This window comes from Methylorubrum zatmanii (assembly GCF_014845115.1).
GTDB lineage: Bacteria > Pseudomonadota > Alphaproteobacteria > Rhizobiales > Beijerinckiaceae > Methylobacterium > Methylobacterium zatmanii.
Genome location: NZ_NKUI01000245.1, coordinates 1 through 12,446, shown reverse-complemented (window position 1 = coordinate 12,446; position 12,446 = coordinate 1). Strand labels below are relative to the sequence as shown.

14 protein-coding genes are annotated in these 12,446 nt (G+C 69.3%); 9 read left to right on the top strand and 5 right to left on the bottom strand.

Features of this window, described 5'->3' with window-relative positions:
* The first annotated feature begins 113 nt into the window (after window positions 1-113).
* Together MZTS_RS22500 and MZTS_RS22495 are read left to right on the top strand one after the other, a co-directional pair.
* A complete protein-coding gene (locus MZTS_RS22500) occupies window positions 114-605 on the top strand; it encodes a DUF983 domain-containing protein (protein WP_192285484.1) in 492 nt (163 codons plus the stop codon).
* Window positions 556-1,311, top strand: a complete 756-nt coding sequence (locus tag MZTS_RS22495) for an NUDIX domain-containing protein (RefSeq protein WP_192285483.1) — start codon at window positions 556-558, stop codon at window positions 1,309-1,311. Before MZTS_RS22500 ends, MZTS_RS22495 begins: the two co-directional genes overlap by 50 nt.
* Before the next feature lie 12 nt (window positions 1,312-1,323).
* Here the strand turns inward: MZTS_RS22495 and MZTS_RS22490 are convergent, their stop codons facing one another.
* The gene (locus MZTS_RS22490) at window positions 1,324-2,073 is read right to left on the bottom strand and encodes an SIMPL domain-containing protein (RefSeq protein WP_192285482.1); all 750 of its coding nucleotides are present in this window, start codon (window positions 2,071-2,073) and stop codon (window positions 1,324-1,326) included.
* Window positions 2,074-2,355: 282 nt separating this feature from the next.
* Here MZTS_RS22490 and MZTS_RS22485 point away from each other — a divergent pair, with 282 nt between their 5' ends.
* Window positions 2,356-4,068 (top strand): methyl-accepting chemotaxis protein, encoded by a 1,713-nt coding sequence (locus MZTS_RS22485; protein ID WP_192285481.1) that lies wholly within the window; start codon window positions 2,356-2,358, stop codon window positions 4,066-4,068.
* 6 nt (window positions 4,069-4,074) lie between these two features.
* On the opposite strand, the gene MZTS_RS22480 is transcribed toward MZTS_RS22485, so the two are convergent.
* The 3 genes from MZTS_RS22480 to MZTS_RS22470 are packed head-to-tail and all read right to left on the bottom strand — an operon-like array spanning window position 4,075 to window position 6,817.
* Window positions 4,075-4,944, bottom strand: a complete 870-nt coding sequence (locus MZTS_RS22480; protein WP_009865941.1) for an SDR family oxidoreductase — start codon at window positions 4,942-4,944, stop codon at window positions 4,075-4,077.
* Window positions 4,941-6,080 (bottom strand): tRNA epoxyqueuosine(34) reductase QueG, encoded by a 1,140-nt coding sequence (gene queG, locus MZTS_RS22475; RefSeq protein WP_343068835.1) that lies wholly within the window; start codon window positions 6,078-6,080, stop codon window positions 4,941-4,943. Before queG ends, MZTS_RS22480 begins: the two co-directional genes overlap by 4 nt.
* Window positions 6,081-6,124: 44 nt before the next feature.
* A complete protein-coding gene (locus MZTS_RS22470) occupies window positions 6,125-6,817 on the bottom strand; it encodes a glutathione S-transferase family protein (protein ID WP_009865958.1) in 693 nt (230 codons plus the stop codon).
* Between the two features lie 244 nt (window positions 6,818-7,061).
* Here MZTS_RS22470 and MZTS_RS22465 point away from each other — a divergent pair, with 244 nt between their 5' ends.
* The 4 genes from MZTS_RS22465 to MZTS_RS22450 all read left to right on the top strand — a co-directional run bounded on the left by MZTS_RS22465 (window position 7,062) and on the right by MZTS_RS22450 (window position 11,002).
* Window positions 7,062-7,901 (top strand): undecaprenyl-diphosphate phosphatase, encoded by an 840-nt coding sequence (locus MZTS_RS22465; protein ID WP_009865957.1) that lies wholly within the window; start codon window positions 7,062-7,064, stop codon window positions 7,899-7,901.
* Window positions 7,902-8,050: 149 nt separating this feature from the next.
* Window positions 8,051-9,871: a methylmalonyl-CoA mutase subunit beta gene (locus MZTS_RS22460; RefSeq protein ID WP_192285480.1), complete on the top strand. Its 1,821-nt coding sequence runs from the start codon at window positions 8,051-8,053 to the stop codon at window positions 9,869-9,871.
* A 134-nt stretch (window positions 9,872-10,005) separates the two neighbouring features.
* Window positions 10,006-10,398: a hypothetical protein gene (locus MZTS_RS22455; protein ID WP_192285479.1), complete on the top strand. Its 393-nt coding sequence runs from the start codon at window positions 10,006-10,008 to the stop codon at window positions 10,396-10,398.
* A gap of 136 nt (window positions 10,399-10,534) precedes the next feature.
* Window positions 10,535-11,002 carry a hypothetical protein gene (locus tag MZTS_RS22450; protein WP_192285478.1) on the top strand — a complete coding sequence of 156 codons (468 nt, stop codon included), beginning with the start codon at window positions 10,535-10,537 and terminating at the stop codon, window positions 11,000-11,002.
* Between the two features lie 23 nt (window positions 11,003-11,025).
* Here MZTS_RS22450 and MZTS_RS22445 read toward each other — a convergent pair whose 3' ends face one another.
* Window positions 11,026-11,469, bottom strand: coding sequence for a DUF2147 domain-containing protein (locus MZTS_RS22445; protein WP_192285477.1), 444 nt, complete (start codon window positions 11,467-11,469; stop codon window positions 11,026-11,028).
* A gap of 192 nt (window positions 11,470-11,661) precedes the next feature.
* Here MZTS_RS22445 and rfbC point away from each other — a divergent pair, with 192 nt between their 5' ends.
* Both rfbC and MZTS_RS22435 read left to right on the top strand, forming a co-directional pair.
* Window positions 11,662-12,213 carry a dTDP-4-dehydrorhamnose 3,5-epimerase gene (gene rfbC, locus MZTS_RS22440; RefSeq protein WP_192285476.1) on the top strand — a complete coding sequence of 184 codons (552 nt, stop codon included), beginning with the start codon at window positions 11,662-11,664 and terminating at the stop codon, window positions 12,211-12,213.
* Window positions 12,214-12,313: 100 nt separating this feature from the next.
* The coding region (locus MZTS_RS22435; RefSeq protein WP_192285475.1) for an NAD-dependent epimerase/dehydratase family protein at window positions 12,314-12,446 on the top strand (133 nt) is incomplete at its 3' end.

Below are 12,446 nucleotides of genomic sequence, written 5' to 3'. Positions count from 1 at the left end.
CCCAAGGGGGCGAAGGGGCGGGCGGGTTCCGGTAAGGCGCCGGCGGCCGAGGGTGACGGTGCGCGGCGCCATCGCGGCTCGCGCCGCTGAAGCGAAAGGGCTACACTCGTCCCATGGAGACCCAGGCCTTTCCATCGCCCTCCGCGCCGCAGGACCGGACGCGGCTGATGCCCGCCATGGCGCGCGGCTTCCTCAACCGCTGCCCGCATTGCGGCGGGGGCCATATGTTCGGGCGCTTCCTCAAGGTACGGCCGGCTTGCCAGGCCTGCGGCCTGGAGATGGAGGGGCATCGGGCCGACGACCTGCCGCCCTACCTCGTGATCTTCCTGGTGGGCCACATCGTCGGCTATCTCGTGCTCAAGGTCGAGATGGGCTACGACATGCCGCTCTGGGCATCGCTGACGCTCTGGCCCTTGCTCACCCTCGTCCTGGCTCTGGCGCTGTTGCAGCCGATGAAGGGCGCGGTGATCGGCCTGCAATACGCGTTCGGCATGCACGGCTTCGGCAAGGCGCCCCCCGCCCGCGGCGGGACTGGCACGGGGGAGAGACGCGGCGGTGAGGCAGGAACCAGAGCGGACAGAGCCCCCGGCCTCGGATCGGCCTGAACCGCCCGCCGCGCCGCGCCCGTCGCCGCTGCGCCCCCGCGATGCCGCCACGCTGATCGTCCTCGACCGCTCGCGCAAGAAGCTCAGGCTGCTGATGGGCCGGCGCCATGCCGGCCTCGCCTTCATGGGCGGCAAGTTCGTGTTTCCCGGCGGGCGGATCGAACCGGCCGACCGGCGCATGCCGGTGGCGGGAGCGCTGTCGCAGCGGGCCGACGATGCGCTTCGGGCCAAGCTATCCCGGGCGCCGCACCATCTCGGCCGCTCCCTGGCCCTGGCCGCGATCCGCGAGACCTACGAGGAAACCGGTCTCATGATCGGCACCCGCGATTACGGGCCGCCGGAATCGGCGCCGGAAGGCGCATGGCAGGCCTTCGCCTCGGCCGGAATCCTGCCCGACCTCGAAGCGCTGCATCTGGTCGCCCGGGCGATCACACCGCCCAAGCGAGCCCGGCGCTTCGATACCCGCTTCTTCGCCGTCGACCGCAAGGCGGTCGCGGCGGAGCATCCCGGCATCGTCGGACCGGATTCGGAACTGACCGAACTCGCCTGGGTCGATCTCGACGCGGCGCGCAAGCTCGACCTGCCGCGCATCACCCGCGTCATCCTCGACGATCTCGAAGCGGCGGCCGCCGCCGGCTTTCCGCCCTACCGGCCGATCCCGTTTTATTTCGAACGACATGGGAAGGGGCTGCGGGAGGAGATTTGAAGGGTCGGCGTCTCAGCGCGGCGCGATGCGCCATGTCACCCTCACGGATGCGCCGAACGACACTTTGGCCGGAGGGACGAGCTGGATGAAGCGTGCGGAACGCGGCATGTCCGCCTGTCCGACTTCGGAGGGACTCGCTTCGCCATCGGTGATCGTGGTGATCTCCAGAAGCGTCAGATCGGCGGCTTCGGTATAGACCCTGGCCTGCTGGCGCGCATCGGTCATCGCTGCCCGACGGGCTTCCAGCAGTGCGGCCCGCTCGTTCTCGACCTTGAACGTGACCGATTGAATCTGAAACAAGCCGGTTTCGGCGATTCGACTCATCGTCTTGTTCAGGTCGGCGATGCTCGTCACCTTCAAGGTGAAGGTCGTCGTCGCGGTAAAAGGCGTCGCCGACAATTTGGGCGGCGGCTGATGACCCGGATAGTACGATGACGGGTAAGCCACCGGCCTTTCCTCATCGAGTCTGAAGCGGCTCTTCTCGATTCCGACGCCCGCCGGCTCGAAGCTCCGCAGGGCCGTGATCGCCGCACTCGCTCGTTTCTCATGAGCCGCGACGGCGGCCTCCAACGTCTTTTCGCGCGTCACCACGTTCACTTCGAAGCGGCCGTAATCGGGGGGCTGCTCGAAGGAGCCGGCGCCGCGCACCGTCAGCACGGAGGTGCCAGGGCCTGCGGCATTTCCGCCGACCGCTTCTTGCGCATGGGCGGACGAGAGCGTGAAGGCGGCAAGGAACCAGGCCGCAAGGGAGGACAGGCGCATGGAGTGGGAGCCGGGAGGGTAGCCGCGTGAATCGGAGAGACATGCTCGATGGTCGAACGGCGAGAGCCGACTTCCGCAACCTCAGATCGCATCGCGTCGCGCTCGGGGCCGAACCGTGGCCGAAGCTTGGCTGTGCAGGGTCTATTTTGCCTCATCGCGAGGAAGCCAGTTGTGCTCGGCCCTGCTCTCGCATTTGTTAAGTCCTATTCTCCGTTCGTTTAGTCATATGTTAATCCCGAGGGATTGGTTGATGGTGGGCCTTCACAGCTCTCAGGACCGCCCATGTTCGCCTCCGCGCGCCGCTCCGATGCGGCGGCCATGCTTGACGCGCTCAACCGCTCGCAGGCCGTCGTCACCTTTGCGCTGGACGGGACGGTGCTCGATGCCAACGACAACTTTCTTGCCCTGATGGGCTACGCGCCCGCCGAGGTGCTGGGCCGTCATCACCGCCTGTTCGTCGAACCGCGGGAAGCGGCGGGCGCGGCCTACGGGGCGTTCTGGGAAGGCCTGCGGCGCGGCGAGTTTCAGTCGGCCGAGTATGTCCGCCTCGCCAAGGGTGGCCGCGAGGTCTGGATTCGCGCGACCTACAATCCGATCCTGGATGCCGCCGGCCGGGTCCGGAAGATCGTCAAGTTCGCCCTCGACATCACCGCCGAGAAGCGCGCCGCCGCCGAGGCCGCGGGGCAGATCGCCGCGATCGATCGCGCGCAGGCGGTGATCCAGTTCGACCTCGACGGAACCGTCCGCAGCGCCAATGCCAAGTTCCTCGACGCCCTCGGCTATGCTCGGCACGAGGTGGAGGGACGCCACCACAGCCTCTTCGTCCCGCCGGAAGTGGCGGCCTCACCGGAATATCGCGCCTTCTGGAAGGCGCTCGCCGACGGAGAGTTCCGGGCGGGTGAGTTCCTCCGCCTCGGCAAGGACGGGCGCGAGGTGTGGATCCAGGCGACCTACAGCCCGATCTTCGATTGCGCCGGGCGGCCGTTCAAGGTGGTCAAATATGCCTCCGACATCACGGAGGCCAAGCGCGTCGCCGCCGACCGGGCCGGTCAGATCGAGGCCGCCCGCCGCTCGCAGGCGGTGATCGAGTTCGATCTCGACGGCACCGTCCTCGATGCCAACGCCAACTTCCTGAATGCCCTGGGCTACCGCCTCGACGAGGTGCGGGGCCGAAATCATCGGATGTTCGTGAGGCCGGCCTATGCCGAGAGCCCGGCCTATGCCGAATTCTGGGAGACGCTCCGGAGCGGGCAATACACCACCGCCGTCTACCAGCGGATCGCCAAGGACGGCCGCGAGGTCTGGATTCAGGCTTCCTACAATCCGGTCCTCGACGCTGCCGGCCGCCCGTTCAAGATCGTGAAGTTCGCCTTCGATATCAGCCAGAGCATGGCCGTCCGCGCCAGCGCCCGCTCGATGGCGGAGCAGACCTTGGGCCGCGTGCGGGCCGTGGCCTCGGCTGCCGAGGAGATGCATCACACCTCGACGGCCATCGCCGAGCAGATGAGCCGCTCCTACGCGGCGGTCGAGGACATCCAGTCGCGCATGAGCGCGGCAGGGGCGCTCTCGGCGAAGCTCGACGATGCGGCCACGGCGATGACCGGCGTGGTCGAGGCGATCACCGCCATCGCCGAACAGATCAACCTGCTCGCCCTCAACGCGACCATCGAGGCCGCCCGGGCAGGCGCGGCGGGACGCGGGTTCGCCATCGTGGCGACCGAGGTGAAGAGCCTTGCCGCGCAGGCGCGCACGGCCACCGCCCGCATCGGCGGCGAGATCGGGGCGATGCAGGCGGTGTCGCGGGAGGTGGGCGAGGCGCTCACCTCGACGGCGGCCGTGGTGGATACGGTCCAGGGCTTCATCGCGCAGACGACCGGGGCGAGCGCGCAGCAGCGCAGCACCACGGGGCAGGTCAATGCGGATATGCGCAGCGTCGCAGAGAGCGTCGCCGACTTCTCCAGTAATCTCGACGCGTGGAATGTCGGCCTGGAATAGTCCCGTTCAGCCCAGGGCGTCGGCGACCAAATCCGCCAGCCCCTCGCGGTAGGTCGGGTAGCGCAGCCGGACGCCCAGCTCCTCGCGGATCAGGCGGTTTCTGACCCGCTTGTTCTCGCCGTAGAAGCTGCGCGCCATCGGGCTCAACTCGGCGGTGCCGAAATCGACCTCGGGCGGCAGGGGTAGGCCGGTGAGGGCGGCGGCGTGTTCGATCACCACCTGCGGCGGGGCCGGCTCGTCGTCGGTGACGTTGTAGATCGCGCCGGCCCGCGGCCGGTCGATGGAGGCGGCGAGCGTCGTGGCGATGTCGGCGACATGGATGCGGTTGAACACCTGCCCCGGCTTGACGATGCGCTGGGTCCGGCCCTCCCGCAGCTTCACGATGGGGTTGCGGCCGGGCCCGTAGATGCCCGACAGGCGAAACACCTGCACCGCCTTGCCGGTCTCGGCGCCGAGCGCGAGCCACGCCTCCTCGACGGCGAGGCGGCCCTGGGAGCGGGCGCTTTTCGGGACGGCCGGCGTGGTCTCGTCGATCCAGGCGCCGCCGTGATCGCCATAGACGCCGATGGTCGAGAGATAGCCGATCCAGCGGATGCGGCTGCCGGCGATCACGTCCCGGTAGCGGGCGAGCACCGTGTCGCCGTCCTTGGCGGGCGGGGCGGAGACCAGAAGCATGTCGGTGTCGGCGAGATCCCCGGCGATGCCGGGATCGTCGGCCTCCGGCCCGAAGGCGCGGATGGTGAAGCCCGTCTCTGCGGCGAGGGCGTCCGCCCGGGCCGGCTCGGTCACGGTGCCCCGCACGGCGCCGAAACGCGCCCGCTCGCTCTCGGCGAAGTGCCGCGCGGAAAAGCCGAGGCCGAAGACGAACAGGTTCATGCGGTGTCAGCTCTCCCGGAGGCCGCCTCACCCATAAGCAGGGGAACGGCGGCGCGCCATTCCTCCCTCACATGCGCATCCGTTTCACCGCGTCCATGGGATTCGAACAGATCCCGCAGGCGCTGCGGCGAGAGCAGCCGGCCGCAGGCCCAGATTGCGGCGCCGCGCACCACCGGATCCGGCTCGGTCAGGCAGGCCACCGCCTCTTCGGCAAGCGCCGGCACGGCGGAATTGCCGATGGCGATCAGCACGTTGCGCAGGAAGCGGTCGCGGCCGGTGCGCTTGATCGGCGTTCCGGCGAAGCGGAGCCGGAAGGCCGCGTCGTCGAGGCGGGCGAGTTCCGCGAGCGGCGGGGCGGCGAGGTCCGCGCGGGCGGCCATGCGGATCTCCCGTGCCGCGCCGGCGAACTTGTTCCAGGGGCAGACGGCGAGGCAATCGTCGCAGCCGAACACCCGGTTGCCGATCTTGTCGCGGTACTCGGCCGGGATCGGGCCGTGATGCTCGATGGTGAGATAGGCAATGCAGCGGCGCGCATCCAGGCTGTAGGGCGCCGGGAAGGCGTCGGTCGGGCAGATGTCGAGGCAGCGGCGGCAGGAGCCGCAATGGTCGGTCTCGGGCGCGTCCGGTTCGAGCTCCGCGCGGGAAAAGATCGCGCCGAGCATCAGCCAGTTGCCGTGCTCGCGGGAGATCAGCACCGTGTGCTTGCCCTGCCAGCCGAGGCCGGCGGCCTCAGCCAAGGGCTTCTCCATCACGGGGGCGGTGTCGACGAAGACCTTGACCGGTTCGCCGGACCGGGCGGAGAGGAAGCCGCCGAGCTCCTTCAGCTTGCCCTTGATCACGTCGTGATAGTCGCGCCGCTGGGCGTAAGTCGCGATCGCGCCGCGATCCGTCAGGCGCACGAGGTCGAGCGGAGCGTGCTCCGGTCCCGCATTCAGGCCGAGCATGACGATGCTGCGGGTGTCCGCCCAGAGGGCGCTCGGGGCGGCGCGCTGATCGGCGCGCTCCTCCATCCAGCCCATGGTGCCGTGATGGCCCGCCGCGAGCCAGGCGGGCAGCCGCTCGCGCAGGGCCGGCACCGCATCGGGCCGGGTGACGCGGAAGGCCTCGAAGCCCAGCGCGCGGGCGCGGCCCTCCACCGCCCGGCGGAGCGCCGGGCCGGTGAGGGCCGCCTTGTCGCCCTTCAGAAATCCAGGTCCGCGTAATGGGGCGCCGGCGGCATTCCCGGTGCCCGGTCGGCAAGCAGCGCGCGGAAGGACGGGCGGGATTTCACCCGCGCGTACCAATCCTTCGCCATCTCGTCCTCGTCCCATGGCACGTCGCCGAGATAATCCACGCAGGAGAGATGGGCCGCCGCCGCGAGGTCGGCATAGGTCAGGTCGTTGCCCGCGAGCCAGCGGCGATGCCCGATCAGGTACCCGACATATTGGAGGTGATAGCGCACGTTGGTCCGCGCCGCGCGAATGGCGTTCATGTCCGGCGGGCCGCCCCCGGCGGCGCTGCCCATGAAGCGCTTATCGATCTTCTCGGTGACGAGATACTCGGTCACCTCGGTGTTGAACTTGACGAGGAACCAGTCGAGCAAGCGGCGCACCTCGACCCGGGCGGCGGTGGTGTCCGGCAGCAGGCGCCGGCCGGCCAGCCCCAGCCCGCGCGTTTCGTCGAGGTACTCCGCAATCACCCCCGCGCCCGGAATCGCCAGCCCGGTCTGTTCCACCAGGACCGGGGTGGTACCGGCCGGATTGACGATCAGGAAGTCGCGGCGGCGCTCCCAGGCGCGCTCCTCCACGAGCACCGGCTCCATCCCCATCTCGGCCAGGACGAGGCGGACGAAGCGCGAGTTGGGGCAGAACGGGGAATGATACAGCGTCGCCATCGAGGCCGTCGTTCAGCGGAAGTAAGGCAGGGGCCTCGGGCAGATCGTGTCGCACCGGCGAAAATGGGGCGATGCGGCAGGATTATTACCGTATCGTTGCCGTCTCATTAACACGTGCGTCGCAAGGCGGTAACCGCCCGTCAACCCTACCGCCGCAAAGCTGCCGCATCGCCGTCGTCTGCCGCCCGCCGGAAGCGCCGGCCCGTGAGTCGCGGACGTCACCGGTGCGGGGAACAGCAGGCTCATGGATCTCGTCCTGATCGCGAAGGCGCTCGTGCTCGCCGTGGTGGAGGGCGCTACGGAGTTCATCCCGGTCTCCTCGACCGGACACCAACTCCTCATCGGCCACTTCATCGGCTTCCACTCGCCCAACAACACCTTCGAGGTGCTGATCCAGCTCGGCGCGATCCTGGCGATCCTGTTCGCCTATTTCGGGCGGCTCTGGGGGATCGCGACGGCGCTGCCGAGCGATCCGAAGGCACGCCGCTTCGTCCTGGCGGTGCTGGTCGCCTTCCTGCCGGCGGCCATCATCGGCGGCCTGTTCTCGAAATACATCAAGTTCTACCTGTTCAACCCGTGGATCGTCTGCGCGACTCTGGTGGCCGGCGGCCTCGTCCTGCTCGTCGTCGACGACACGGTGGGCGAGCCGAAGGCCGCGCCGCATGACGGGCCGACAGAGAGCCCGCGCAAGACCGACGTGTTCGAGTTCAGCCTGCCGATGGCACTGAAGATCGGCATCTTCCAGTGCCTCGCGATGATCCCCGGCGTGTCGCGCTCGGGCGCCACCATCGTCGGTGCGATGCTGATGGGGGCGAGCAAGCGCTCGGCCACCGAGTTCTCGTTCTACCTCGCGATGCCGACCATGGCCGGTGCCTTCGCCAAGGACCTGCTCGACAATTACAAGAACCTGTCCTCCAACGACGCGCTGCTGATCGTCATCGGCTTCGTCGCGGCTTTCGTCTCGGCGCTGATCGTGGTGCGCACGGTGCTCGACTACGTCTCCCGCCACGGCTTCTGGCTGTTTGCGTGGTGGCGCATCATCGTCGGCTCGCTGGGCTTCGCTGCACTGATTATTTTTGGCTGAACCATCAAGATTTTGAGCGAGGCGGACGGGCCAACCCGGACTAAAAGCCGGTTGTCGTGCGCCCGCCGCCTGTGCGAGGGCTTGCGGCCAAGTCGCCGCTCTCCCAAGAAGCGGAACGGAAACGCCGCACCGCCAGGGTCTCGTTCAAGATGGAAGATCGTCCCCTCGCCGAGTTGTTCGAGCCTGCGACCCGCGAGCGCTGGCGCAAGGCTGTCGAGGTCGCGCTGAAGGGGGCCGATTTCGAGAAGCGCCTCGTCTCGAAGACCGCCGACGGCCTGCGCATCGAGCCGCTCTACGAGCCTGCCGCCCCGGTGGGGCAGCCGGTGCGGGCCCCCGGCCCCTGGCGGCTGGCCCAGCGCATCGACCATCCCGTGCCGGAGAAGGCCGCCGCCCAGGCGCTGACCGATCTCGAAGGCGGCGCCGACGCGCTGGTCCTCGTCCATCGCGACGCGCCCGCCGCCCGCGGCTTCGGCCTCGACCTCTCCTCGGTGGAAACCCTCGACGCGGCGCTGACCGGCGTGATGATGCCGCTGATCGCCCTGCGGCTGGATGCGGGCCCGGCCGGCTTCGAGACGGCGGCCCTGCTGAAGCAGCTGGTCGAGCGCCGCGGCGACGATCCGGCCGCCCTCGACCTCGATCTCGGCCTCGACCCGCTCGGCACCCGCGCCGCCACCGGTCACAGCGTGCCGGATTGGGAGACGCGGCTCTCCGAGACCGTCACCGCCTTCGCCGGCTATCGCGGCCGCGTGGCCCTGGCCGATGCCCGGCCCTACCACGAGGCCGGGGCGAGCGAGGTGCAGGAACTCGCCGCCGTGCTCGCCACCGCACTCGCCTATCTGCGGGCGCTGGAGGCCGGCGGCCACGATCTGGAACGGGCCCGCGACGCGATCTCGGTTCTGCTCGTGGCGGATGCCGACGAATTCCTGACCATCGCCAAGTTCCGCGCGATCCGCCGGCTCTGGGCCCGGATCGAGGAAGCCTGCGGCCTGGAGCCGAAGCCCCTGCGGGCGTTGGCCGAGACCGCGTGGCGGATGATGACCCGCCGCGACCCCTTCGTGAACATCCTGCGGACGACGATGGCCTCGGCCTCGGCCGGCCTCGGCGGCGCCGATTCGGTGACGGCTCTGCCCTACACCCAGGCGCTCGGCCTGCCCGACGCCTTCGCCCGCCGGGTGGTGCGCAACAGCCAGATCGTTCTGATCGAGGAATCGAACCTCGCCAAGGTGTCGGACCCGGCGGCGGGCGCAGGCGGGTTCGAGGCCCTGACCGCCGAACTCACCGAGAAGGCCTGGGCCGCGTTCCAGGAGATCGAGCGCGAGGGCGGCATCGCCGCGAGCCTCGCATCGGGCGCCTTCGCGGGGCGGATTGCGGCGGTGGCGCAGGCGCGGGCGAAGGCGGTCGCCACCCGCAAGGAGCCGATCACCGGCGCCAGCGAGTTCCCCTTCCTCGCCGAGAAGCCGGTGGCGGTGCTCGACGTGCCGCCGAGGCCGGTCGCTGCCCGCGCGGACGGGGCTCTGCCCTCGCAGCGGCTGGCCGAACCTTATGAAGCGTTGCGCGACGCCTCCGACGCGGTGCTGGCCCGCAGCGGCAAGCGCCCGGCGGTGTTCCTGGCCAATCTCGGCCCGGTGGCTGTCCACAATGCCCGGTCGACCTTCGCCGCCAACGCCTTCGCCGCGGGCGGGATCGAGGCCATCGGCAATGACGGCTTCTCCGACACGGCCGCGCTGGCGGAGGCTTTCAAGGCGTCGGGTGCGCGGCTCGCCTGCCTGTGCTCCTCCGACACCGTCTACCAGACCGAGGCTGCGCCTGCGGCCGAGGCGCTGAAGGCGGCCGGGGCCGGCACGATCTATCTCGCCGGCAAGCCCGCCGAGGCGGAAGCCCTGCGCGAGGCCGGGATTCACGGCTTCCTGTTCGCGGGCTGCGATCTCCTCGCCCTGCTACGGGAGGCCGCCGAACGGGCGAGCGCCTGAGGCGCCGTGCGTGACGGAGCCGTGGTGCCGGCAGGGGGCACGGCGTCGCACGCAACCTTGACTCTGCGGGGATCGGAACAACTTTCCGGTCGAGAGGGCCGTTTTGGCCCCGCACAGAGCCGGACTTCGACCTCATGCGCTTGCCGATCCTTGCCGCCGCCACCTTCGCCGTCGCGCTCGCGGGGCTCGGAACAGCGGAGGCGGCCAAGCGCAAGGTGCAGGTGCCGAACCGCTTCGACGGTCGCTGGAGCATTGAGGTGGTGACCCTCGACGGACCCTGCGACCGGGCCTTCCGCTACGGCGTGCAGATCTCCCGGGGCGAGGCGATCTATGGGGGTGGCGAGGTCGATATCAACGGTCGCGTCGCTGCCAACGGCAATGTGCGCGGCACCATCTCCCGTGGCGGAAATGCGGCGCAGGTGTTCGGACGTCTCTCGGCCAACGGCACCGGCACGGGGCGCTGGTCGACCCTCGGGGACGGCCCGATCAGCTGCAGCGGAAGCTGGAACGCCGTGCGCCGGGGCTGAGGACGCAGCCTGCGGCAAGCAGGTGACAGGGCCTCATTTTCGGCGGCGATGCGACATCCGGCGCCGGCCTTCGCCCTAGATCCGGCGATTTCTTCGGTGAACATCGTGGGCGTTCGACATCAGTTCGGGGCGCCCCATGAAAGCCGTGATGAGAGCCGTGCCGTTCGTCGGGCTTGCCGTGGTTCTGCTCGCGCCTTCGGCCGAGGCGCGCCCGGCACGCCAGCACATCCCCGGCTCCTCGCACGCGGTGCTGGCTCCTCTCGAAGAGGCGGCCACGGCCTGCTTCGCCGAAACCGTCATGGCGAATGCCAAGGCCATGCGTCTCGCCCGGGAAGGGCGCTGGGTCGAGGCGGCGAGCGTGATCGGCTTCCTGTGCCGTCCGGAGGTCGATCGCATGGCGGTCGCCCATGACCGGATCTACGGTCGGGGCACCGGCGCCCGTTACTTCAAGGGCGCCTATGCCCGCCATCTCGACAAGCAGCTCGCCGACCGTCTCCAGCCTCAACTCGAGCCCAAGACCGTCGCCAGCGCCGAGCCGCCCGCCGAAAAGACCCCTCTCGGTGACGGGGCCGCGGAATCCGCTCCCGAAGGAGCGGATCACTGATGCGCGGGTGAACCGTTCTCGCCCTATCGCATCCTGCGCCAGGTCTGCCGCTTGCACAGCACGCTGAGGACGCAACCGGCGACCTCGACCGTGTCGGGGCCTTTCGGAGTCAGGCTGCCGGCATAGGTCTTGCCGTCCTTGGGGTTGTAGAGGCTGCCCTCGAAGCCCTCGCCGCTCGGGGTGCTTGCCTGCATGATCTGCACGCCGACGAGCTTGCGCGTGCGCAGGGCCGGATCGGGGTTCTGCGCATCGAGGCCGGAGCCCGCAGTCGCAGCGATGATTCCGCAGTAGCCGCCGCCGCAGCGGGCGATGCGCACCGTCGAGCCCGCCGTCTCGGTCTGCCACAGGCCCGACAGATCGGGCCCCTTCTGCGCCACGGCATGTCCGGCCGAGGCCGCGAGCAGCAGCGCGGCGGCGCATGCTCGCTTCATGGAATGGCATGACCGGATGGCACGGGGCGTCGTCATTCGGGCTTTCCTCCGTTCCGGCTGTCATCGCCGGCAAGGGCAGCGGTAGTCTCACGGCCCCGGTTCGGCAAGGATCGGCGCGGGCCGGCAAGATCGGGAGAGGGACGTTACGTTGCGGTGCGGCCTTGACTTCGCCGCCTTCACACGGCCTACGGCCACGGCAAGCCGATACGGGCGAGGCAGGAGCGGCGGATGCAGGTGATCGAGACCGAAATCCCGGCGGTGAAACGGGTGATTCCGAAGCGTCACGGTGATGATCGCGGCTGGTTCTCGGAAGTCTACCGGGCCGATACGCTGGCCGAGCACGGCATCGCCAACGTCTTCCTTCAGGACAATCAATCCTTCTCCGCGCCCGCCGGGACGATCCGCGGCCTGCATTTCCAGGTGGCGCCGAACGCCCAGGCCAAGCTGGTCCGGGTGCTCGCGGGCGCGATCCTCGATGTCGCCGTCGATATCCGCTCCGATTCACCGACCTATGGTCGGCACGTCGCGGTGCGCCTCGATGCGACCGGGGGCGAGCAGCTCTTCGTGCCCGCCGGCTTCGCCCACGGCTTCTGCACCCTCGAGCCGAACACGATGGTAGCCTACAAGGTCGATGCCTATTACAGCCCGGCCGACGACCGGAACCTGCGCTGGAACGATCCCGCCATCGGGATCGAGTGGCCGGTCGCCGAGGCGGAAGCGATCCTGTCCGGCAAGGACAAGGCCGCGCCCTTCCTCGCCGATCTCGGCCGGGTGTTCTGAGCGATCCGACCTAAACAGCGATCCACACTCTAGGTTGGATCTGCCGAACCGCATATGAGGCGTCCCGCAACGCGGGATCGAGGCGAGGGAGTTGAGAGCGATGCGCATTCTGGTGACGGGCGGCTGCGGCTTCATCGGCTCCGCGCTGGTGCTGCATCTGGTGCAGGATCTCGGCCACGAGGTGCTCACCCTCGACGCGCTGACCTATGCTGGCAACCCGATTTCCCTGGCCC

Excerpts from the sequence above, each read along its gene's own strand:
- MZTS_RS22490 (WP_192285482.1), bottom strand. The coding sequence starts at position 2,073 with ATGCGCCTGTCCTCCCTTGCGGCCTGGTTCCTTGCCGCCTTCACGCTC.
- MZTS_RS22500 (WP_192285484.1), top strand. The coding sequence starts at position 114 with ATGGAGACCCAGGCCTTTCCATCGCCCTCCGCGCCGCAGGACCGGACG.
- MZTS_RS22480 (WP_009865941.1), bottom strand. The coding sequence starts at position 4,944 with ATGAACCTGTTCGTCTTCGGCCTCGGCTTTTCCGCGCGGCACTTCGCC.
- MZTS_RS22465 (WP_009865957.1), top strand. The coding sequence starts at position 7,062 with ATGGATCTCGTCCTGATCGCGAAGGCGCTCGTGCTCGCCGTGGTGGAG.
- MZTS_RS22445 (WP_192285477.1), bottom strand. The coding sequence starts at position 11,469 with ATGACGACGCCCCGTGCCATCCGGTCATGCCATTCCATGAAGCGAGCA.
- MZTS_RS22470 (WP_009865958.1), bottom strand. The coding sequence starts at position 6,817 with ATGGCGACGCTGTATCATTCCCCGTTCTGCCCCAACTCGCGCTTCGTC.
- MZTS_RS22485 (WP_192285481.1), top strand. The coding sequence starts at position 2,356 with ATGTTCGCCTCCGCGCGCCGCTCCGATGCGGCGGCCATGCTTGACGCG.
- MZTS_RS22450 (WP_192285478.1), top strand. The coding sequence starts at position 10,535 with ATGAAAGCCGTGATGAGAGCCGTGCCGTTCGTCGGGCTTGCCGTGGTT.
- MZTS_RS22460 (WP_192285480.1), top strand. The coding sequence starts at position 8,051 with ATGGAAGATCGTCCCCTCGCCGAGTTGTTCGAGCCTGCGACCCGCGAG.
- rfbC (WP_192285476.1), top strand. The coding sequence starts at position 11,662 with ATGCAGGTGATCGAGACCGAAATCCCGGCGGTGAAACGGGTGATTCCG.
- MZTS_RS22455 (WP_192285479.1), top strand. The coding sequence starts at position 10,006 with ATGCGCTTGCCGATCCTTGCCGCCGCCACCTTCGCCGTCGCGCTCGCG.